Genomic DNA, 21,165 nt, shown 5'->3' with positions numbered 1-21,165 from the left:
TGAGCGGAAGGTTTATTTTGTTTCTCCGCGTTTTACTTTGTTGTACGCCTCATCCAAATGCTGAATTCTTTTGAGCACAACCGAGTTTTTCGTCAGCTGATCCTGAACAAGGGTTGAGACGACGGAGCGGTAATAGCTGTTCATTGCATGAATTCGGTCTTCATTCGGATTCATTTCAATGTGCTGTGTAAAGTTTTCAATAAAATAAGGAACAGAAAAAAGTTCTGACATCTATAAAGCAACTCCTTTTAATAAGTATATACGGTATGAAACCAATCATGTACAATGAAAAAAGGGGAGTGAGCATGATGGATATCAAACTTCAGCAAACACAAATGTTAAAGCCTCAATTAACGCAAGAGCTTAAACAGGCTATCACATTACTCGGATACAATTCCGCGGAACTGGCCGGATATATTGATGAGCTCTCACTGGAAAACCCTCTGATTGAACGAAAGGAAACAGACACGCCGCCACTATCTTACCATAAAACAAGTAAAAACAGGATGAAAGAACGGGACGGAAGCCAGCAGATCAGACTTACCCGCAAAACGCTGCAGGATTCGCTCAAACAGCAAGCCTTAGATATGAAGCTGTCCGATGATGAGAAAAAGATTTTCAATTATCTGATACATTCATTGGATTCAAACGGATATTTAAAAGAGGATATACCAGCCGCCGCCGACCATGTATCCGCTTCACAAGAGGAGACGGAAGCGGTTCTGAAAAAGCTTCAATCCCTTGAGCCCGCGGGAATCGGCGCCCGGTCTTTGCAGGAATGCATCCTTCTTCAGCTCCGCCGTTTGCCCGAGCGGAACGAACAGGCGGAATGGATTGCCGAAGCCTATTTTGAGCTATTTGCAAGAAAGAACTGGAAAGCGCTTACACTAAAAACGGGCATTCCGCTTAAAGACATTCAGGACATCGCTGACATGATCAGCGCGCTTGATCCGAGGCCGGGGCTCCGTTATGCGCATGAGGAGCCGGGTTTTTACGTGGAACCGGATATTTTCATCACAGTGAAAAACGGCATCATTCAAGCGCGGCTCAACAGCCGTTCGTTTCCCGACATCCAGCTTCATACCCATTATCAGCCGCTGCTGTCAGCTGCCGGGTGCCGAGACACGAAAAATTATCTGTCGGCAAAATATCAGGAATGGCGCTGGCTGAACCGAGCTTTGTCGCAAAGAAAACAAACGATCACGAGAATTATCGGCGTGCTGACTGAACGGCAGGAATCCTTTTTTCTCACAGGAAAAAGCGGAATGCAGCCGCTGACCTTAAGAGAGGTGGCGGAAACGCTGGAGCTCCACGAATCAACGATCAGCCGGGCCATCAAAGGGAAGTACGTTCAGACGCCGTACGGACTGTATGAAATGAAAACATTTTTCTCGGCGAAAGCTGAATCGTCGGGGGACGGCGGCGCCTCCAATTATGCCGTGAAAGCGCATCTCGAGGCATTGGTCGGTAAAGAAGATAAAAAGAAACCTTATTCAGACCAAAAGCTGGCCGATCTGCTGCATGAACAATATGACATCCGAATCTCAAGGCGCACCGTCGCCAAATACCGTGACCAATTAAATATTCCGCCGTCATCGGCGAGAAAACGGTACAGCTGAAACCTCCCCGAGCCAAACCCCGGGGAGGTTCTCCGTGTTACGGGATCATCCATGAAAACAGATGATGCTGTAAAAATGTAATGAGACAGACGAGCAGAAGCAAAAACAGACTGTGCTTAATCGTAAAGCGGAAAAGGTCGGCTTCCTTGCCCGCCAGACCGACAGCGGCACAGGCAACCGCAATGGATTGCGGAGAAATCATTTTTCCGGTGACACCGCCCGATGAATTGGCGGCAACGGAGAGAACCGGGTCCATCCCGACAGAGAGCGCCGTCACCTTTTGCAATCCGCCGAACAACAGGTTGGCCGACGTATCAGAGCCGGTAATAAATACGCCGAGCCAGCCGAGCACCGGCGAAAAAAAGGTAAACATCGCGCCCGTCATGGCAAGCGCAAGACCGAGTGTCGTGCTCATGCCGGAAGCATTCGTCACATAAGCAAAGCCGACAACAGAAACAATGGTCACGACCGGAAGCGTTAATTCTTTCACCGTTTCTATAAACGCTTCGCCCCATGTCTTCCACGACATGCCGAGGGCGAACTTGGAGATGACGGCGGCAATCAGAATCGCCGTCCCCGCTGAACCGAAAAGCTCAAGTTTGTACACGGCTTCAATCGGCGTGCCGTCCGCCTGAAGAATCTGCTGATTTACAAATGGGACGGGAGGCGTGAAGGTCAATGCACGCCCGGCTGCATTCAGCCAGGAAAGCCACATTGACGTTCCTTCGTAATGACCGGTTAATGCAGCCTTCACGCCGGGAATCCCCCAGACGGATATCATGGCCGTCAGAAGAAGGAAAGGAGACCACGCTTTAAATACCGCGGCGCCCCCGTACTTGATCGGCGCCCGGTCAGCGGCCGCTGCTGATTCCCGTTCTGCCGCGAAACGAAAGGCCGTTTTCGGTTTCCAAAATTTCAAAAACACAGCGAGCGCGGCCATGGAAACAAGCGCCGACAGCACATCCGGAAGCTCAGGCCCTAAAAAATTCGAGCTTGCGTACTGCACGGCCGCAAAGGAGACGCCTGAAACAAGAATGGCCGGCCATATCTCAAAAGCCTTTTTAAACCCGCTCATCAAAATGATTAAGTAAAGCGGAATAAAGACGGATAAAAACGGAAGCTGCCGGCCGACCATTTGAGAAATTTCCATTGCCGGTATCCCGGTCGGACCTTCGACGGCGGTAATCGGAATGCCGATCGCGCCGAAGGCAACGGGCGCCGTATTGGCAATCAGGCAAATTCCCGCCGCATACAGCGGCTGAAAACCAAGTCCGACGAGCAAAGCGGCCGAGATCGCGACGGGTGCGCCGAAACCGGCGGCGCCTTCTAAAAACGCCCCGAATGAAAAGGCGATGAGCAGCGCCTGCAAACGCCGGTCATCTGTAATTGACAGCACCGAACTCCGGATAATCTCAAACTGTCCCGTTTTCACGGTGATTTTATACAGAAAGACTGATGTGACGATAATCCAGCCGATCGGAAGCAGCCCGTACACCGCTCCCTGAGAAGCGGACATCACCGCTTTTTCAGCCGGCATGCCGTAAACAAATACAGCGATTAAAAGTGAAACGGCTAACGTTAAAAGCCCCGCGATGTACCCCTTCATCCGTTTCACCGCAAGCGCCCAAAAAAAGAAGATAATCGGCACGAGCGCGCAAGCTGCCGATAAAAGCAAATTTCCCCCTAAAGGAGCGTACCCCTGTGTCCATTGCATCCCTAAAAAACCCCTCCTTATGTCATGTAAGCGATTACTTTTTATGATAAGGTCATCTGATGACCGGGTTAATTAGCATTATATTTTGAAAGTTTTGAAAGTACAATACTTTTCTTGAACAAATTGTCTGAACCTGTCGGCGGTGCGAAAAAAGAAGTATAATAGACGATAAACATCAAGATTCACAAGTGACGGGGTGATCGCGTTGAAATATAAACAAATTAAAACGAAAAAAATCTACGAGGAAGTCGCTGACGCATTGCTGGAGAAGATAAAAGCGGGCGAGCTTAAGCCGGGTGAAAAGCTTGATTCCGTTCAGGCGCTTTCTGAGAGTTTTCAGGTCAGCCGCTCGGCGGTCAGAGAAGCGCTGTCGGCTTTGAAAGCGATGGGGCTCGTCGACATGAAGCAGGGAGAAGGCACATACATAAGAGAATTTGAGCCGTCTCATGTTTCCCAGCCGCTTTCTTCCGCCCTCTTGATGAAAAAAGAGGACGTCAAACAGCTGCTCGAAGTCAGAAAGCTGCTTGAACTCGGCGTCGCCGCCATGGCCGCTGAAAAACGCACGGAAGACGATTTACAAAAAATCCGCCAAGCTCTCCTGGAGATGAAAGACATTGACGGAGACGAAGAATTGGGCGAAAAAGCAGATTTCTCCTTTCACATGGCGCTGGCGGAAGCATCACAAAACGGGCTGCTCAAGCATCTCATGAATCATGTCTCCGCGCTTCTTTTGGAAACGATGAGAGAAACGAGAAAAATTTGGCTGTTTTCTAAACGAACGAGCGTGCAGCGATTGTATGAAGAGCATGAACGCATTTACAGCGCCGTCGCCGCCGGAGACGCGGATGAAGCGGAAGCCGCGATGACCGCGCACCTGACGAATGTGGAAGAAGTGCTGGGGGCTTATTTTGAAGAAAATGTATAGAAGCTGACTTGTGAAAGGGGATAACATCACATGCAGGCCGAATCTTTTTTTTCTGACCATGTAAAGAAAGCTCTGACAAACGATCCTCCCGGGGAATGGATGCCGGCAGTTCCGAAAGCGTGCATCCCCCTGCATTCCGGCTATCCCGATCCCGCACTCGTTCCTGATAAGGAGCTGAAAGAAGCCGCCGCCCGCCTTCTGGATGAGGAGCGCGATCTGCCGCTGCATTATATGGGAAGCCCGAGGACGGCCGTTTTAAAAAAGCAGATTCAAGAACGGGTAGCCATCCGCGGCATTCACTGTCGGGACGATGAGCTGCTCGTGACGTCAGGCGCCTGTCAGGCGATAGATCTGGCTGCACGGGTTTTCCTCGATGAACAAACCGCCGCTGCCGTTGAAGCTCCGGTCTACATGGAAGCGCTCGAGATTTTTAAAAATTACACACCGCATATCATGAGCATTCCGACAGATCAAGAGGGCCTGCAAACAGAAACATTAGCGTTCATGCTTGAGGAAAGAAAACGAAAAGGGCTTCTGCTTCCCCGTCTTCTCTACACGATACCCGCTTTTCAGAATCCTGCGGGAACCGTAATGTCAGCGAAGCGGAGAACCCGCCTGCTTCAGCTTGCCGAAACGTATGATTTTCTCATCTTGGAGGATGATGCATACGGCGAGCTCGGATTCACCGATATTCCGCCGCCCTTGAAAGCCATGGATCAAAACGGCCGGGTGCTGTACGCCGGTTCATTATCAAAAGTCATCGCCCCGGGTATGAGGATCGGCTGGATTGCAGGGGACGCCGCATTCATCACGGCATTGTCATGGTTAAAAAAAGACTTAGGCCACCCGTTTTCCCAAGCGGTGACTGCCGTCTATCTGGAACAAACGAATGTTGAAAAACGGCTCGCCGCCTTGCGGGAAGCATATCAAAGCAAACGTGACGTTTTGCTCGCCGCATCAGCGCGATATCTTCCGGAATCCGCATCCTGGCACGTGCCGGAAGGCGGTTACTTTGTATGGGTGAAAGCGCCGGGGGCGGATACATCCGCAATGCTGGCGAGGGCTCTTTCTCACGGCGTTTCCTATGTACCCGGTAAATATTTTTTTCTGCATCAGGAAGACGGTGCCGAATATCTTCGCCTGTCGTTCAGTTATACCGGTAAAGCCGCGATAAAAGAGGGTGTGCAAAAACTGGGACGCCTGCTTGAAAACGGGATGTAGAGCAGCTTGAGGAGCTTTCGGGCTTCTCTTTTTTTGTCCCCTTCAGCGCATCGGACGAAAGGATTTTTCAGAAAAACCTTCCAATCCATATTCAGAATAGTGTAGGATATTCATAGAGCTTTCCCAAAAACAGGTCATCAGATGACCGGATCACATATTGAGGATGAAAGAGGGGTTCATCATGAAAGTCTCATTATTTGTCACGTGCCTTGTGGATATGTTCCAGACCAATGTCGGAAAGGCGACGGTTGAGGTGCTGGAACGGCTCGGGTGTGAGGTGGATTTTCCCGAGGGGCAGATTTGCTGCGGGCAGCCCGCATACAACAGCGGGTATGTGACGGATGCGAAAAAAGCGATGAAGCGGATGATTGCCGCATTTGAAGAAGCGGAGTACGTCGTCAGTCCGTCAGGTTCCTGTACGACGATGTTCCGTGAATATCCGCATCTGTTTCAGGACGATCCGAAGTGGGCGGCAAAAGCGCAGCAGCTTGCGGACAAAACATATGAGTTAACAGATTTTATCGTCAACGTTCTCGGGGTGGAGGATGTCGGGGCGGTGCTGCATAAAAAAGCGACAGTCCATACATCGTGCCACATGACGAGGCTGCTCGGCGTGTCGGAGGAGCCGATGAAGCTTTTGCGCCATGTCAAGGGGCTCGAGCTGACCGCGCTTCCCGGAAAGCACCAATGCTGCGGATTCGGAGGAACATTTTCTGTGAAAATGGCTCAAATCTCTGAACAAATGGTGGATGAGAAGGTCGCCTGCGTGGAAGACACGGAGGCCGAAGTGCTGATCGGGGCGGATTGCGGCTGTCTGATGAATATCGGCGGGCGTCTTGACCGTAAGGATAAAAACGTCAGAGTCATGCACATCGCCGAAGTGCTGAACAGCAGATAACACGAGAAACAACAAGGGGGGAAAATCATGGCGATGAAAATCGGTACCGCCGCTTTTAAAGAGCGGGTATCAGAAGGAATAGATAATGAGTTTATGAGAGGAGCCGTCTCCGGAGCGCAGGAACGGCTCAGGACAAGAAGGCTTCAGGCGGCCGAAGAATTGGGAAACTGGGAGGATTGGCGTTCCCATGCGGAAGAAATCAGACAGCATGTGCTGGACAATCTTGATTTCTATTTGGAACAGCTCGCCGAAAATGTCGCCAACAGAGGCGGACACGTCTTTTTCGCCGAAACGGCGGAAGAAGCGTCCTCCTATATCCGCGATGTCATCCGGCAGAAAAACGCCAAAAAAATCGTAAAATCCAAATCCATGGTGACAGAAGAAATCAATATGAACGAAGTGCTTGAGAAAGAGGGCTGTGAAGTCACAGAAACGGATCTCGGCGAATATATTCTCCAGATTGACGATCACGATCCGCCGTCACATATCGTTGCTCCCGCTCTTCACAAAAACAAAGAGCAGATCCGTGACGTGTTTAAAGAGAGACTCGAATACAAGCAGACGGAAAAACCGGAAGAGCTCGTCATGCACGCGCGCAGCGTTCTCCGGAAAAAATTTCTCGAAGCGGATGTCGGCATTACAGGCTGCAACTTTGCAATCGCGGATACCGGATCGGTCAGTCTCGTGACGAACGAAGGAAACGGCCGCCTTGTGTCCGCGCTGCCGAAGACGCAGATCACCGTGATGGGAATGGAGCGGATCGTTCCGTCATTTTCTGAGTTTGAAGTGCTTGTCAGCATGCTGACGAGAAGCGCCGTCGGCCAGCGGCTTACAAGTTACATTACGGCGCTGACGGGACCTCGTCAGCAAGGAGAAGCTGACGGGCCTGAGGAATTCCACCTCGTGGTTGTGGACAACGGGCGTTCCCGCATACTCGGCACGGAATTCCAATCGGTGCTGCAATGTATCCGCTGCGCCGCCTGCATCAACGTCTGTCCCGTGTACCGGCATGTCGGCGGACACTCGTACGGGTCCATCTATTCGGGTCCGATCGGCGCCGTCTTATCGCCTCTTCTCGGCGGATATGACGAATACAAGGAGCTCCCGTACGCATCTTCCTTATGCGCGGCCTGTACGGAAGCGTGTCCCGTTAAAATTCCGCTGCACGAGCTGCTGCTCAAGCATCGGCAGAACATCGTGGAAAAAGAGGGCAAAGCGCCGATCAGCGAAAAACTGGCGATGAAAGCCTTCGGGCTCGGCTCGTCATCCCCGTCCCTTTATAAAATGGGATCGAAATGGGCGCCTGCCGCCATGACGCCGTTTACGGAAGATGACAAAATATCAAAAGGGCCGGGGCCGTTAAAAGAATGGACGGCAATACGGGACTTCCCGGCGCCGCATAAATCGAGATTCAGAGATTGGTTTAAAGACCGGGAAAAACAAAAGGGGGAAGAATGATGATGAAAGGGACGGTTACACATCAGGAATCCTTTTTAAACCGGATCGCCGAACGTCTGGGCAGAGAGCGCAGGAAATCAGGCGTGTCCCTGCCTGAATGGAAGTATCAGCCTCAATATCAAACGCATGCGGGCTGTACGGAAGACGATCTTGTCACGATGCTGAAAGACCACTGCGTCAACATTCATACCGAACTGATCGAAACGGATGCAGCCGGGCTTTACGACGCTTTGCGCACGCAGGTGAACCGCTTTGAAGGAGGGCCTGTCATCATTCCGAAGGACAGCCGGTTTGAAACGTACGGCTTGCAGACCCTTATGACAGAAGAGTGGCCGGATGAAGGGATTCCCGTTTGGGAATGGGACGCGGAACAAGGAGCGAAAAGTATTGAAAAAGCGGAACAAGCGAATGTGGGCATCACATTCAGCGAGATCACGCTTGCGGAATCAGCCACCGTCGTTTTGTATGCGTCAGAGCATGCCGGCCGTTCCGTCAGCCTGCTTCCGACCACCTATATCGCAATCATCCCGAAATCTTCCATTGTGCCGAGAATGACACAGGCCAGCGATATACTGAAACAGCAGATCAGAGACGGCGTCACCGTTCCTTCCTGCATCAACTATATTACTGGACCGAGCAACTCGGCCGATATCGAAATGGATTTGGTTGTCGGCGTCCACGGACCCGTTAAAGCCGCTTATATCCTCGTGAATGACCGATAAAAAAACAAACCCCGGTTTGCGGCCGGGGTTTGTTTTTATATAAACGCGTTAATGATCATGATAAAACAGATCGCACTGACAGAAATAATCGTTTCCATCGCCGTCCATGTCAGGAATGTTTCTTTGACCGTCATTCCGAAATACTCTTTAATGAGCCAGAAACCGGAGTCATTGACATGTGACAGAATCAAAGAGCCCGCTCCCGTTGCCAATACGAGAAGCTCACTGCTGACGCCCGGCATGACAGATGCAATCGGTGCAACAATGCCGGCCGCCGTCATCATGGCGACAGTCGCTGAACCTGTGGCGACACGGATGACCGCCGCGATCGTCCAGCTTAAAAGAACGGGAGAGAAGCTTGAATGCTTCGCCATGTCAGCGATATACGTGCCGACGCCTGAATCAATCAGGACGTTGTTAAAAGCGCCGCCGGCTCCGATCACAAGCAGAATGGAAGCAATCGGTCCCAGACAGTCATTGCTGAATTTTAAAATGCTTTCTCTGTCAAAGCCCTGATAAAAACCAAGGCTGAAAAAGGAGTAAACCGTTGCGATCAAAAGCGCCGTGACAGGGTCGCCGATAAATTTAAAAGTTTCATAGAGCGTGCTTTTTTCCGGAAGCGCAATTTCGGCAAGCGTTGCCATAAGCATCAGGATCACCGGTACCAATATCGTAAACAATGTATTTGCGAATCCCGGAAGCTTGCGTTTTTCATTCCGTTCAATAAATTGTTTTTTCAACAGTTCGGGAACAGGTTTGTGAATGCGCTTACCAATCCATTTTCCGTAAAGCGGCCCTGCGATGATGGCAGTCGGAATGCCGACGATTAAAGAAAACAAAATCGTTTTTCCGACATTGGCGTGATAAATGCCGACAGCCGCCATCGCCGCCGGGTGGGGCGGAACCAATCCGTGCACGACGGAAAGTCCCGCAAGGAGCGGAATCCCGATCGTCACTAATGAAACCCCGGTTTCAATCGCAATCGTAAACAAAAGCGGCACAAGCAGGACGAAGCCGACCTGGAAAAAGACCGGGATGCCGACGATAAAAGCGACGGCCATCATCGCCCAATGCACTTTCTTTTTGCCGAAGCGGCCGATCAGGGTGTGGGCGATCCGCTCCGCACCGCCTGATTCAGCCATCATTTTTCCGAGCATCGTACCGAGGGCCAGCACGATCGCAAGCAGTGACAGCGTATTGCCGAGCCCGGTTTTCATCGAAGCGATAATGTCCGGCAGATTCATGCCCGTTGCGAAACCGACAAGGATGGATGTAATCAGCAGACTGATAAACGGATTTAATTTAGCGACCGTAATCAATAAGAGTAAAACGATAATAGCGGCAATGACAATAAACAGTAACATGACCTTTTCACCCTTTCAAAGAAGAATTAACGGCTTTGTTTGAGCTGAAATTCACTGATGACGTCAAATTCATCTTTGAGCTTGTCATACAGCCGCTCGTATAAGTAAAACAGCTCAATATATGTTTCGCTGTTTTTGACGTTCGGTTCATGGCGGTGAGAAATTCTGATCCAGTCCTGAACATCCTCGATCCGTTCCATTTCGCCAAGGCTGTGCAAAGCGAGGACGGCCGCTCCGAGCGCCGAGGCTTCGTAACTTTCCGGAACGAGGACTTCCCGTCCCATCGTATCGGACAAAATCTGCCTCCAAAGCGGCGATCTCGCAAATCCTCCCGAAGCCCGCACGTCTTTTGCAGGGCCCGCCAAATCTCTCAGTGCGACACCGATTGAAAAGACGCTCATGATGACGCCTTCCAGCACCGCTCTGATAAAATGTTCCCGTTTATGGCGGAGGCTGATGCCGAAAAACGTTCCGCGGGCATTCGGATTCCAAAACGGCGCGCGCTCCCCTGATAAAAACGGCAGAAACAGCAATCCCTCAGAGCCTGCGGGCACTTTATCAGCGATATCAATCATTAAATCGTACGGATCAATGCCGAGCCGCTTCGCCGTTTCGACTTCCGGAGAAGCGAATTCGTCTCGAAGCCAGCGCAGCATAATGCCTCCGTTATTCGTCGGGCCTCCGATGACCCAATGCTTGTCAGTCAGCGCGTAACAGAATGTCCGCGCTTTTTCATCCGTAATCGGCGCATCCGTCACCGAACGCACGGCTCCGCTTGTTCCGATCGTAACGGCCACTTCGCCTTTGCCGATCGCGCCGACTCCAAGGTTGGCGAGCACGCCGTCATTTGCGCCGATAATAAACGGTGTATCCGCATGAATGCCCATCCGTGCAGCGATTTCCGGCGCAAGGCCGCGCAGCTGATGAGTGGTCGGCACGATGTCCGACAGCTGATCTTCCCGGATTCCGGCAATCCGGAGCGCTTCTTCATCCCAGGAAAGCGTATCTAAACGGAACAGCCCCGTTGCCGAAGCGATCGAATAATCGACGACATAAGTTCCGAAAAACTCGTGCAGAATATATTCTTTAATACTGATGAATTTGGCGGTTTTCGCGAATGTCTCCTTGTCCTGTTCTTTCATCCACACAATTTTGGAAAGCGGAGACATCGGGTGAATCGGCGTACCCGTTCTTTTATAAATATCAAAACCGTTCATCTCTTTTAAAATCCGTTTTGATTGCTCGGCGCTGCGGTTGTCCGCCCAAATGATGCTTTTGGTCAGCAGTCCGCCGTTTTGATCGACAGCTATCAATGAGTGCATGGCGGTGCTGATGCCGATTGCAAGCAGATTGTCAGGGCTCAGTCCGGCCTTTGTGACGGCGTCCCTGATGCTTCCGATAACCGCTTCCAAAATGTGCTCAGGATCCTGCTCGGCCCATGCCGGCTTTGGCTGTATTAAATCATAGTGAACCGAATGCTTGGCTAACACTTTGCCTCTTGGTCCGAACAGAACGGCTTTCGTACTGGTCGTGCCGATATCCAGACCGATAACAGCTTGGGTTTCCTTCATAATATATCCCGCCTAATCTGATTGAATAATAAGATAGATTGATAATGTATGCCCTTACAAAGTCAATTATAGGAATAATTTTTTTATAAATCAACGATGAAGAAGAAAAATTTTTTCATAAAATTGTCTCAATTCCCGCTGTATCGGCATTCTCTCTTTTGAAAAATAAATATTACAAACGTTTGTGCGCGATCATTTTTCTGATTTGCTGCAAGTTGGCGAGCGTTTTCTCCTGCCGCAGCCGGGCCGTGGCGAAATACAGTGTATCAATGACCGAAAGCTGGGCAAGCCTTGCGGACATTGCTTCCGTTCTGAAAGCCGTCTCCCTTGTTGACGTATACAGCACCACGTCGGAAATCTGGGTGAGCGGCGACTTTTGGTAGCTTGTAATGCCGATCGTGCCGGCGCCGAGCGATTTGGCCGTTTTCACCGCGTCGAGCACGTCCTTGTTGCTTCCAGAATGAGAAATGCCGATGACTGCGCTATCGGGACCGAGAAGACCCGCTGACATCGCCTGAAAGTGAGAATCCGTGTGCGCGATGCAATTTATACCCGTACGCATAAATTTGTGATACGCGTCTGTGGCGATCAGCCCGGAACCGCCGTTTCCGTAAAATTCGATTCTGTCTGCGCGGTGGATCATTTCTACCGCTTTTTCAACGTCGGCCGGATCTAATAATTGAAAGGTATCGGTCAGCCCGGAAATGTTTGTGCGGAAAACTTTCTGGATGATGACTTCGATATCGTCGTCGGGGCTCATTTCTTCATGAATGTGCTGCACCGGCTCCTGAACGATCTCCTGAGCAAGCGCGATTTTTAAATCCTGATAGCCGGAAAAACCGAGCCGTTTGCACAGCCTGAAAATCGTCGCTTCAGAGCTTTTCGTTTTTTCCGCCAGCTGAATGATGGAAAGGTGAATCACGTCTTTCGGTTCCTTCACGATATGGTCTGCAATCGCTCTCAATTTTGGCGACAAACCTTTGCTGGCCGCCTGAATCTTCCCGATGCTGCTTGAATTCACAGGGGTCATGCTATAACCTCCCTACTCGAATGTAAACGCATACTTTTATGATAAAGCAAGTTCTGTCATAAGGGAATCAGGTTTTGTTTTCTTTACCGCAAATGAAAGAAAAGAGAAAAGTATATCGGGGACATCGCCTCAATGACACTTCATACATCCGATTTTTACAAAAAGTGATCGTTCTCTGAAAAGTGCCGGTGCCCAAGTCGCCGGCCATAAGTCAAACTCATGATGGTAAGCCGCCCTGTTACAGTCCAGTTTCTAGTGAGTTGCCGGCGCTTGAAATTCCAGATGAATTTCTTCAAATTAGTGTTCCGCCAAAAGCAGTCAGTTCTTTATTAACTGGATTGATCAAAAGAGAACGATCACTAAGCAGGAGAACACTTGAGAAGCACAGGTCTAATCAGCTTCTGGAGAAAAACTTCAAATTGATATAATAATCTAATTGCTCTGAAACGCGTACCATACATTATACTTTCAATGATTTTTAAACTCTGAGGAGGAAATTCACATGAAAGTAATTGCAATTGACTTAGATGGCACGCTGTTATCAGAGAACTTAACTATCCAAGAACAAGATGTAAGAGCTTTAAAGCTTGGACAAAAACAAGGTCATCTTGTAACAATCGCTACAGGGAGAGCTTTATTTGATGCAAAACACATCATCAATAAATATGATTTGGATTTTCCGATCATTGCTTCAAACGGCGCTCAAATTGATGTGGGAAATCAGGTAATATTCGAACATTTTATGGATTCAGATGTAATCCAACCTATCATCACATGGTTAAATAAAGAGGAAATCTATTATCAGCTTTACTTATCTGACAAAATTGCTGTATCAAATCAAGGAATTCAGCAGCTTGAAAAAGAACTTTACAATACAGTAATGGAAGAACCTCATTTTAATCAAGAAGTATTTTGGAATTCTATTAAAGCTCAAATCCATCAATACGGGTTAGAGGAAATACCGGGTACAATTGACCCTATCGATTATCGGTATGTCATAAAATGTATGATCGTTTCGCCAAACCAAAGAAAATTAAAAAAAGCTAAAGAATATTTTGGACAACTGAAGGAGTGTGCCGTAACGAGTTCAGGAGCATTCAATCTTGAAATCACAAGTGCAGGAGTAGATAAAGGAGCGTCATTAAATAAACTTTGTGAACATTATGGAACGGATGCGCAGAATGCAATCGCAATAGGTGATAATTTAAATGATCTGCCTATGTTTCATGCAGCAGGAATAGGGATAGCCATGGGGAATGCAGATAAGAAGCTTATTCAATTGGCTGCTTTTAAAACGTTATCGAATGATGAGTGTGGTGTATCTTATGCTTTTGATCATTACATTCTGACGAAAGAAGTAGACCCTAAACCGCGGAGTATACAGCCATGAGCCATTTTGTGAAAAGATGTTTAATCTATATTGTCGGATTGTTTATTTTATCCGTAGGGGTTGTATGTATGATTAAATCTAATACCGGGATTGCCCCCTGGGATGCTCTGAACGTGGCTTTATCAGAACTCATTGGCCTTACAATCGGGTCATGGGTCTTCATTGTCGGAGGAATCCTTATCTTTATAAACAGCCTCATAAAAATGCGGTTTCCTAATCTAGCCGGTTTTATTCCGATTTTTATTATTGGAAGTTTTGTTGACCTTTTAAACTTAAAGGTTCTTTCGTTCTTAAAAACAGATGCTGTAATTCTTCAATGGAGTTTATTTTTGATAGGGTTGTGTATATTGGCTATGGGAATCGCTATTTATTTAAGAGCATCTTTTCCTTCGATACCGAATGATGAATTAATGTTGGCTATTACTGAACGCACAGGTTGGGGTATTAATATTACAAAGACGATAGGGGAAGCTTTAGCTTTTGTGCTTGCAATCATTCTTCAGGGGCCGATTGGGATAGGAACCATCATTGTGCTGCTATGTCTGGGGATATTAGTAGGTTTATTTGACAAACTATTACACAAGATGGGGAAGCCCCGTTCTATTTATAGTGTGGGACAGGAAGGCGCACATATTCATGCAGGCCATGATAAAACAATTCATTAAATGCTTATTTTCCCTTGTGTTGTTCAGTGTAAAATCCTGATAACGCTGTCTAAGAAGGAGTAACAGTAATGACAAACATTACAGAGATAGCAAAGAAAGCGAACGTTTCTCGGACAACAGTTTCCAGAGTTCTCAATAATCATCCTTATGTAAAACCTGAGAAGCGGGACGCTGTGTTAAAAGCTATGAAGGAATTAAATTATGTACCGAATTTCAACGCGATTAACCTATCCAGGGGGAAGACAAATGTATTCGGAGTCATTGTTCCTAAAATCAACCATCCGTTTTTCAGTAAACTGATTGCCGGAATAGGCGAAGAGTGTAATAAACATAATTACAGTTTGCTTGTGCACCAATCAAATAACGATCCTGAACAAGAAATGGAGTTTTTTAACAGACTGAAATACAAACTTATTGACGGTCTTATTTTGGGATCCTGTGTAAGCCCCCCTCACGTACTCGACGAGATATCTGGGTTTGGCAATATTGTTTCCTGTGAAGCTTCTGCAAGCAAACAGGTTGCACATATATTTATTAATCATGAGTCAGGAATCAAAATGGCAATTGATCATCTGCGAAATCAAGGACATCAATCCATTGGTCTGTGTATAGGAAATCCTAAGAGCGGTGTTGGCATAAGCAGAAAAAAATCATTTTTTCACTTTCAAAATGAATACGGATTGAAATGGAGTGATAATTGGTACTTTGAGGAACAGTACACTATTGAGAATGGTATAGAAATAGCAAAATTATTGCTAAATAAGTCACCTCGTCCTGCGGCAATGGTTGTAGGAAGTGATTATGTTGCGGCGGGGATCATTTATGAAGCGAAAAGACAGGGAATACGAATACCTGAAGAACTGGCGGTTATAGGATTTGATAATCAGCCGATATCTAAGGTAATAGAACTTTCAACGATACATCAACCTATTAAAGAGTTGGGACAAACAGCAGCAAATTTATTATATAACTTAATGAATAACAAAGATGTCCCCAATATAAATAAGTTGAACCTAAAACTTATGAAAAGAAAGTCAACTTAAAAAGACCACTTTATGGTGGTCTTTTTTGCTTAGCGCAGAACCAGCTCTGGGGCAGGCGCTTTGAAATGAGCTCTTTTTTTCGTTTCATCTATAAAACTGAAGGGCTTCATGGATAGGTTTTCAAGTTCATTTAGGAAATGACAAGCTTTTAATGGTACAAATGATGTCATATTCCATACAACTTTCTCATTAAAACCTATAGCACGAATATTATGCATAAGCCGATCAATTGTGTAAGACCCTGCTGCTACATACCCTTTCCCTTGATACCACAGATTATTCCCTTCAATTTTCTCCAGTGATTGGCCGCACATGGAATCTGTGTCAATGCGATCTGTCATTGCTATAATACCCTTAGAGCCAACAAGTTCTACAACCCGTCGTGCAACTTCTAAGTCTACATGTTCACTATCAAAATTCATACAAATGGTTAGTAAACCTTCTTTCGCGGCTCTCATCAAAGTACCGGGAACTTCTCCGACAAGTGTGTTGATATTATCTATGTTCCATTTATCTAACCGAGCATCTTTTAACCCCTCTAATCTATGTACTCTTTCTTGGGGTGTTCTCCAGGTGTGTTTAAAATTGTTTGGCATATCATTAAACAAATGATCTGTTAAAACGGCATCTGATCCAGTGTAATTGCTGCGTTTTTGCGCTGTATCTATAACTTTCATTATAAGTTCAGAGGTTTCCTCCGGGTATGCTTTTTGGAAGTGACCCAGCGCCGGTTTTACTCCAGCCTCCACAAGTGTATCCACAATCCATTCTAAACTCGGATGTTCTTCTGTCATATATTTCTTTAGATAGGAGTTTTCAGTCATAGCATCTGGGGACAGTACAGTATAAATAAGACCGTATTCTCCGCAAGAAGCGATCTTTTCCCATTCTTCTTTTAAGGGTGCCCAATTCCCTTTTTCCGGTGTGCCTGCAAAGCTGGCCAATAATGGTTCTTCTAGTGAAATACCTAAAATATTACGGTAACGTCCCTTTCTCTTTTGTGTATGGAACTCTTTCATAAAGGCTGCAAATTGATCTAATTGATTATGAGGAAGAAAAATAGAGGGTACACAGAAAATCCCTTCTATTTCAGCTAGTGTATTGATCTTTTCAATATCTAATTGATCTAAATTGCTAAAATCATAGTGACCGATTCCATGACAATGAAATTCTACTGGAAGAGATGGAACTAAATAAGAACCTGATTTCTTAAAAATTCCTTCTCCTCCAATGTCGAAGTTCAGCCATTCGTTATTACTATAGGTTATATCAGCGATTTTCATTACTCCATTTGTTTCAAGGTAAGCTGGGCTGTTAAATGATGTGCTGGACTGCATAGGAAACTCCTCCTGGAAATATTTATTTAGTATTCAGTGAAGACACATCATCATCTTAAAGTGTGAAACCCGTACCATATCAACCCTTTATTATCATTTTTGTAAAAAAATAGGTGTATCATTCATCTTTCTACACCTGATTTTCTCGTTATTGTTATTTGTATCCTGAAAATCTCCTTTAAAAACTCAAAAACACTAGCTGTAACGCCACTAATGTTTCTATACAGTTTCGTGTTACGCCAAATAGTGTTCTCCACGAGTTTAATTTATGGAATTGGTTTCATGTCAATAGCTTTAATAAATGGAATATGACTTCCGGGTATAGAACCTTGCGGAGTCATTGGAGTTGAACGATTAGAAATGAAATGTGTACAGTTACTAAGCTGGGATACCAGCATAAGAGTAAAACCTTTCGTCGGAATTTTTGTTTGAACAATATATATAAAGTGCTGATTACGCTATATTAGGGGCCGGCTCACCCCGCATATGAATATAAACATGGTCAGTCAAAATGTCTTAAATAGGTGATAAGAAAACCAGCGGAAAAAATTAGTATTGACTTTGAAAATAGAAGACTGTATATTATGTTACTATATTCAGAAAATAAAAACTCAAGAGATTCATTTAACATAAAACACTGTGAACGGGAGCAGTAAAAGAATCCAGTCAGAAAAAGAGAGCCGCGGGTTGGTGCAACGCGGACTGATTGTTCTTTGAACTCGCCCGGAAGTGGCAGGGCGGAACGGAATTGTCGAAATATTCCCTATGTCCTAACGGCTGACCTTCGTTAAAAGGTTTTTAAGCTGGATTCCGGATATTCGGGATCAACAAGAGTGGTACCGCGGCTGCCTGAGGCACGCCGTCTCTTTTCCCAAAGAGGCGGCGTGCTTTTTTATGTGATGAACACTTTTTGCGAGAGGGCGTGTGATAGATGGAAAAGGACAAGCAAACGTTAAAACGGACGATGTCGTCCAGACACATTATGATGATGGCGCTTGGAGGCGCAATCGGGGCCGGGCTCTTTAAAGGCAGCAGCACGGCGATTGATGAAGCGGGGCCGTCCGTGCTGCTGGCCTACCTCCTCGGCGGAATCATTCTGCTGTTTATTATGCAGGGGCTGGCCGAAATGGCAGTCAGAAACAAACATGCAAGGACGTTCCGTGATTTGGTTCAGCAGTCTCTCGGGTCGTACGCTGCATACTTTTTAGACTGGATCTATTGGAAAATGTGGGTGCTCAATATTGCTGCTGAGGCGGTCGTAGCCGCCATTTTCATTCAATATTGGCTGCCGGAATGTCCGATATGGATATTGGCTTTGATCATTTCCATTGTGGTGACGGTCGTAAACATGCTTTCTGTGAAACTGTTTGCCGAGACGGAGTACTGGCTCGCGCTCATTAAAATTACAGTGATTGTCATCTTTATTTTATGCGGGATTCTGCTATTATTTTTCTCATTCGGCAATCACACGGCGCCGGGGCTGTCTCATTTAACGGATCACGGAGGGTTTTTCCCGCATGGAGCGGGGGGTGTCATTACGGCGATGCTCGTCGTGATCTACTCATACGGCGGAACGGAAATCATCGGCGTCACGCTGGCGGAGACAAAAAACCCCGAAAAGGTGATCCCGAAAGCTGTCCGAAGCACGTTAACGCGGATTGTCGCTTTTTACTTGCTGCCGTTTTTCATCATCGTCAGCCTGATTCCTTGGAATCAAGTTAACAGCGTTCCCGAAAGCCCGTTTGTCATAGTATTTAAGATGATCGGAATTCCGGGTGCCGACCATATTATGAATGCCGTCATTCTTCTTGCGATTATCTCGTCTATGAACTCGGGACTGTACGGATCATCCCGTGTCTTGTTTACGCAGGCTTCTGACGGCCGGCTGCCGAAAATCTTTTCAAAACTGTCGAAGAAAAAGGTTCCCGTCTATGCGATTCTGACTTGTACGTCATTTTTATATGTAGGCGTCCTGATTTCTTTATTCGCAGGAAGCCAGACGTTTAATTATTTGATGGGTTCCCTCGGCTATACCGTGCTGTTCATCTGGCTGATTATCGGATTCGCCCATTTGAAATCAAGAAAACATTCAACAGAACAGCCGGCTTATTACGTCAAATGGTTCCCGTACACGACATGGTTTGCGGTGCTTGCGCTTTTGGCCATCCTGATCGGCGTAATTGCGACGACATCCATCGTCATCACATGCATCACTGCGGCCATCTATCTCCTCATTACGGCTGCGTATCTCGTGAAAGGGAGACGTCAATAAATAAAAAAACTCTTGCCCCGCGGCAAGAGTTTTTTTAATGAACGGCCTTTTTTTCTGCGGCCAGAGCAGGTGTTTTCAGTTTCTTTGGTGTTATATTCACAAAACAAATGCTTGTGACGATCAGAAGCAGTCCGGCTAAAAGGCTGACGGTCAGCGGCTCATGCAAGAATATCGAGCTGACGGTAATGGATATGAGCGGGATCAGGAAGGTGTAAGAGGCAACCTTGCTTGCTTCCCCTGAACCGACAAGCGTAAAAAAGGCGAGCCAGCCGAGCGCGATAACAAAAACTGAAATGAACAGAAGGCTGAGAATGAACGGAGCTTTCCATTGAATCGCTGAAAAGCTTTCTGAAAAATGGCCGGAGCTGACAAGCAGCACGCCGCCGATCAGAAGCTGCAGAGCGACCATCCAGATAGAGTCCGCGCGTCCGCCCGTTCTTTTCACATATACCGTGCCGAGCGCCCAGCTGACCGCGGAGCCTAAGGCCAAAAGAATGCCGGCGATGGAAATATGGCCTCCGAAACCGGCTGCGCTGATGACGGCGACACCGGCAAAGCCCAGAATAAGACCGGCTATTTTTAAAGGATACATCGATTCCCCGAGCCACAGCCAAGAAAAAACGCCCATTAACACCGGCTGGAAAAACACGATGGCTGAAAATAAGCCGGCAGGCAGGTAATTCAAGCCGACCGTTTGCAGGCCGTAAAATAAAGTAATATTTAAAATGGCAGAAATAAGATAGATCGGCCACGTTTCTTTAAAACGCAGCTTTTTAAAACGGGGCAGCGCCACCATTAATAATAGAAGTCCGCCGATCAGAGTGCGGATTCCGGCAAACAGAAGAGGCGGCGAATAGGCAAGCGCGGCCTTTGTCAGCGGCCAGTTAATTCCCCATACCGTGACTAGAAACGCCAGCATAAGAGCCGTCTGTATTTTCGAAAGCTGTTTCACGTCGTTCACTCCTTGTAGAACAATTCCATCATATGATACGGTAATCAGTAAGATAAATAAAATGAATCTTTTTTATAAGGAGCATAAGTAAAACGTTATGACGATTACACAACTGCGGGTTTTTGTTCAAATCGCTGAAACGGGAAGCTTTACAAAAGCGGGGCAGGCGCTGAATATGACGCAGCCCGCTGTCAGCCATGCCATTTCTGCGCTTGAGTCAGAGCTCGGCATCAAGCTGATCATCCGCGAGCGCCGCAACGGCGTAAGGCTCACGGACACGGGCGGAAAAATTCTCGTCCATATCAGAGAGGTGCTCAAAGGCATAGAAAAAGCCGAGCAGCTGGCGGCCGCGGAAAGAGGGCTTGAACAGGGAACGATTCACATCGGCACATTTCCGGCCGCTTCCGCTTATTTCATTCCAAAGCTGATCAGCGTGTTTAAAAAACGGTATCCGAAGCTTGAGCTGGTGCTTCATGAAGGAACGGTTAACGAAGTAAAGGAATGGCTCCGCTCCCGGGTAATAGATGTGGGTATCACTCTTTTTCCTACGGAAGACATGGAATATCTGCCGCTGAAAAAAGATAAAATGGCCGTCGTGCTTAGAAATGATCATCCGCTTTGCGGCTGTGAGTCAATCACTCTGTTAGATCTTGACCGCCAGCCGATGATTATCTGTGACGGAGGATACGAATCACCGTTTATTGATATGTTTAAGGAGGCGGGATCTGTGCTGACTGCCGCATTCACTGTTTACAACGTCAATACGTCCATCAGCATGATCAAAGAGGGGCTGGGAATTGCGATATTATCACAAATGTCTATGTCGGGAATATCGCTGCCGGAAAATGTCGTGACAAGAGAACTCAATCAGGCGGTGTACCGAGATGTTCTGCTTGCCGTTCCGTCCGTAAAGGAGGCTTCATTGGCGGCAAAACTTTTTATTCAAATCGCACAGGAACTCACAAAGAACGAATAAAAAAAGAC

General features: G+C 47.2%; 18 protein-coding genes and 1 other annotated feature. Of the genes, 11 read left to right on the top strand and 7 right to left on the bottom strand.

Features of this window, described 5'->3' with window-relative positions; translation table 11 throughout:
* Positions 1-12 precede the first annotated feature (12 nt).
* Positions 13-231: a protein YvfG gene (gene yvfG / locus JNUCC21_RS18020; protein WP_003151570.1), complete on the bottom strand. Its 219-nt coding sequence runs from the start codon at positions 229-231 to the stop codon at positions 13-15.
* Between the two features lie 77 nt (positions 232-308).
* Between yvfG and rpoN the strand changes: the two genes are divergently transcribed.
* Complete coding sequence (gene rpoN, locus JNUCC21_RS18015; protein ID WP_369878386.1) at positions 309-1,619, top strand: RNA polymerase factor sigma-54; 1,311 nt, start codon at positions 309-311, stop codon at positions 1,617-1,619.
* Positions 1,620-1,656: 37 nt separating this feature from the next.
* Here rpoN and lutP read toward each other — a convergent pair whose 3' ends face one another.
* A complete protein-coding gene (lutP, locus tag JNUCC21_RS18010) occupies positions 1,657-3,333 on the bottom strand; it encodes an L-lactate permease LutP (protein ID WP_007613900.1) in 1,677 nt (558 codons plus the stop codon).
* A gap of 205 nt (positions 3,334-3,538) precedes the next feature.
* Here lutP and JNUCC21_RS18005 point away from each other — a divergent pair, with 205 nt between their 5' ends.
* The 5 genes from JNUCC21_RS18005 to JNUCC21_RS17985 all read left to right on the top strand — a co-directional run bounded on the left by JNUCC21_RS18005 (position 3,539) and on the right by JNUCC21_RS17985 (position 8,557).
* Positions 3,539-4,258: a FadR/GntR family transcriptional regulator gene (locus tag JNUCC21_RS18005; protein WP_017418877.1), complete on the top strand. Its 720-nt coding sequence runs from the start codon at positions 3,539-3,541 to the stop codon at positions 4,256-4,258.
* A gap of 30 nt (positions 4,259-4,288) precedes the next feature.
* Entirely contained in the window at positions 4,289-5,479 is a 1,191-nt protein-coding gene (locus tag JNUCC21_RS18000; protein WP_369878385.1) for a PLP-dependent aminotransferase family protein, read from the top strand.
* Between the two features lie 181 nt (positions 5,480-5,660).
* A complete protein-coding gene (locus tag JNUCC21_RS17995) occupies positions 5,661-6,377 on the top strand; it encodes a (Fe-S)-binding protein (protein WP_007613889.1) in 717 nt (238 codons plus the stop codon).
* A 27-nt stretch (positions 6,378-6,404) separates the two neighbouring features.
* Positions 6,405-7,835, top strand: coding sequence for a LutB/LldF family L-lactate oxidation iron-sulfur protein (locus JNUCC21_RS17990; protein ID WP_369878384.1), 1,431 nt, complete (start codon positions 6,405-6,407; stop codon positions 7,833-7,835).
* Entirely contained in the window at positions 7,835-8,557 is a 723-nt protein-coding gene (locus JNUCC21_RS17985) for a lactate utilization protein C (RefSeq protein WP_072589593.1), read from the top strand. The genes JNUCC21_RS17990 and JNUCC21_RS17985 overlap by 1 nt, the downstream gene beginning before the upstream one ends.
* A 35-nt stretch (positions 8,558-8,592) precedes the next feature.
* Here the strand turns inward: JNUCC21_RS17985 and JNUCC21_RS17980 are convergent, their stop codons facing one another.
* The 3 genes from JNUCC21_RS17980 to JNUCC21_RS17970 form a co-directional block, all read right to left on the bottom strand.
* Positions 8,593-9,921: a GntP family permease gene (locus JNUCC21_RS17980; protein ID WP_007407373.1), complete on the bottom strand. Its 1,329-nt coding sequence runs from the start codon at positions 9,919-9,921 to the stop codon at positions 8,593-8,595.
* A 26-nt stretch (positions 9,922-9,947) separates the two neighbouring features.
* Positions 9,948-11,492, bottom strand: coding sequence for a gluconokinase (gene gntK, locus JNUCC21_RS17975; RefSeq protein WP_032876357.1), 1,545 nt, complete (start codon positions 11,490-11,492; stop codon positions 9,948-9,950).
* Positions 11,493-11,664: 172 nt separating this feature from the next.
* Positions 11,665-12,522: a MurR/RpiR family transcriptional regulator gene (locus JNUCC21_RS17970; protein ID WP_130571454.1), complete on the bottom strand. Its 858-nt coding sequence runs from the start codon at positions 12,520-12,522 to the stop codon at positions 11,665-11,667.
* Between the two features lie 502 nt (positions 12,523-13,024).
* Here JNUCC21_RS17970 and JNUCC21_RS17965 point away from each other — a divergent pair.
* The 3 genes from JNUCC21_RS17965 to JNUCC21_RS17955 all read left to right on the top strand — a co-directional run bounded on the left by JNUCC21_RS17965 (position 13,025) and on the right by JNUCC21_RS17955 (position 15,620).
* A complete protein-coding gene (locus JNUCC21_RS17965) occupies positions 13,025-13,912 on the top strand; it encodes a Cof-type HAD-IIB family hydrolase (RefSeq protein ID WP_072589592.1) in 888 nt (295 codons plus the stop codon).
* A complete protein-coding gene (locus JNUCC21_RS17960; RefSeq protein ID WP_072589591.1) occupies positions 13,909-14,577 on the top strand; it encodes a YitT family protein in 669 nt (222 codons plus the stop codon). The genes JNUCC21_RS17965 and JNUCC21_RS17960 overlap by 4 nt, the downstream gene beginning before the upstream one ends.
* A 68-nt stretch (positions 14,578-14,645) precedes the next feature.
* Positions 14,646-15,620, top strand: a complete 975-nt coding sequence (locus tag JNUCC21_RS17955) for a LacI family DNA-binding transcriptional regulator (protein ID WP_007407368.1) — start codon at positions 14,646-14,648, stop codon at positions 15,618-15,620.
* A 29-nt stretch (positions 15,621-15,649) separates the two neighbouring features.
* On the opposite strand, the gene JNUCC21_RS17950 is transcribed toward JNUCC21_RS17955, so the two are convergent.
* On the bottom strand, positions 15,650-16,957 hold the full coding sequence (locus JNUCC21_RS17950) for an N-acetylglucosamine-6-phosphate deacetylase (protein ID WP_150941436.1): 1,308 nt from the start codon (positions 16,955-16,957) through the stop codon (positions 15,650-15,652).
* Between the two features lie 630 nt (positions 16,958-17,587).
* Positions 17,588-17,827 (top strand) — a binding site (T-box leader).
* A 61-nt stretch (positions 17,828-17,888) separates the two neighbouring features.
* Here JNUCC21_RS17950 and JNUCC21_RS17945 point away from each other — a divergent pair.
* Positions 17,889-19,229, top strand: coding sequence for an amino acid permease (locus JNUCC21_RS17945; protein ID WP_007407366.1), 1,341 nt, complete (start codon positions 17,889-17,891; stop codon positions 19,227-19,229).
* A gap of 34 nt (positions 19,230-19,263) precedes the next feature.
* Here the strand turns inward: JNUCC21_RS17945 and JNUCC21_RS17940 are convergent, their stop codons facing one another.
* Complete coding sequence (locus JNUCC21_RS17940; protein WP_032876372.1) at positions 19,264-20,181, bottom strand: DMT family transporter; 918 nt, start codon at positions 20,179-20,181, stop codon at positions 19,264-19,266.
* Positions 20,182-20,278: 97 nt separating this feature from the next.
* Between JNUCC21_RS17940 and JNUCC21_RS17935 the strand changes: the two genes are divergently transcribed.
* A complete protein-coding gene (locus JNUCC21_RS17935) occupies positions 20,279-21,157 on the top strand; it encodes a LysR family transcriptional regulator (protein WP_150941435.1) in 879 nt (292 codons plus the stop codon).
* The last annotated feature ends 8 nt before the right edge of the window (positions 21,158-21,165 follow it).

Source organism: Bacillus sp. JNUCC-21, assembly GCF_041222765.1.
GTDB lineage: Bacteria > Bacillota > Bacilli > Bacillales > Bacillaceae > Bacillus > Bacillus velezensis.
This window is presented reverse-complemented; position numbering and strand designations above follow the sequence as displayed.

Coding starts and splice junctions, on each gene's coding strand:
- JNUCC21_RS17955 (WP_007407368.1), top strand. CDS start 14,646: ATGACAAACATTACAGAGATAGCAAAGAAAGCGAACGTTTCTCGGACA.
- rpoN (WP_369878386.1), top strand. CDS start 309: ATGGATATCAAACTTCAGCAAACACAAATGTTAAAGCCTCAATTAACG.
- lutP (WP_007613900.1), bottom strand. CDS start 3,333: ATGCAATGGACACAGGGGTACGCTCCTTTAGGGGGAAATTTGCTTTTA.
- JNUCC21_RS17945 (WP_007407366.1), top strand. CDS start 17,889: ATGGAAAAGGACAAGCAAACGTTAAAACGGACGATGTCGTCCAGACAC.
- JNUCC21_RS17965 (WP_072589592.1), top strand. CDS start 13,025: ATGAAAGTAATTGCAATTGACTTAGATGGCACGCTGTTATCAGAGAAC.
- yvfG (WP_003151570.1), bottom strand. CDS start 231: ATGTCAGAACTTTTTTCTGTTCCTTATTTTATTGAAAACTTTACACAG.
- JNUCC21_RS17935 (WP_150941435.1), top strand. CDS start 20,279: ATGACGATTACACAACTGCGGGTTTTTGTTCAAATCGCTGAAACGGGA.
- JNUCC21_RS17980 (WP_007407373.1), bottom strand. CDS start 9,921: ATGTTACTGTTTATTGTCATTGCCGCTATTATCGTTTTACTCTTATTG.
- JNUCC21_RS17950 (WP_150941436.1), bottom strand. CDS start 16,957: ATGCAGTCCAGCACATCATTTAACAGCCCAGCTTACCTTGAAACAAAT.
- JNUCC21_RS18000 (WP_369878385.1), top strand. CDS start 4,289: ATGCAGGCCGAATCTTTTTTTTCTGACCATGTAAAGAAAGCTCTGACA.
- JNUCC21_RS17970 (WP_130571454.1), bottom strand. CDS start 12,522: ATGACCCCTGTGAATTCAAGCAGCATCGGGAAGATTCAGGCGGCCAGC.
- JNUCC21_RS17995 (WP_007613889.1), top strand. CDS start 5,661: ATGAAAGTCTCATTATTTGTCACGTGCCTTGTGGATATGTTCCAGACC.
- gntK (WP_032876357.1), bottom strand. CDS start 11,492: ATGAAGGAAACCCAAGCTGTTATCGGTCTGGATATCGGCACGACCAGT.
- JNUCC21_RS17960 (WP_072589591.1), top strand. CDS start 13,909: ATGAGCCATTTTGTGAAAAGATGTTTAATCTATATTGTCGGATTGTTT.
- JNUCC21_RS17990 (WP_369878384.1), top strand. CDS start 6,405: ATGGCGATGAAAATCGGTACCGCCGCTTTTAAAGAGCGGGTATCAGAA.
- JNUCC21_RS17985 (WP_072589593.1), top strand. CDS start 7,835: ATGATGAAAGGGACGGTTACACATCAGGAATCCTTTTTAAACCGGATC.